Annotated in this window: 1 rRNA gene; it reads right to left on the reverse strand. The window is 49.0% G+C overall.

The window, feature by feature from the left end:
- A 5S ribosomal RNA gene (gene rrf / locus ACW5W8_RS24105) occupies positions 1 to 85 on the reverse strand; the annotation flags it as partial.
- Positions 86 to 255: the final 170 nt, after the last annotated feature.

The raw sequence follows: 255 nt of genomic DNA on the forward strand, positions 1-255 counted from the left end.
ATGCCACACTACCATCGGCGCTACCGCGTTTCACTTCTGAGTTCGGCATGGGATCAGGTGGTTCCACGGCGCTATGGCCGCCAGGCAAATTACTTCAATCTGAGAAAGCTGACGTGAATAACGACCTGGTCATTATCACTGAATTAGTAGTTCGCTTGGTATTTGCTACAAGCCTTAGAACACTTCTTGGGTGTTGTATGGTTAAGCCTCACGGGTAATTAGTATGGGTTAGCTCAACACGTCGCCGCGCTTACA

It is taken from the genome of Aeromonas aquatilis (genome assembly GCF_054052405.1).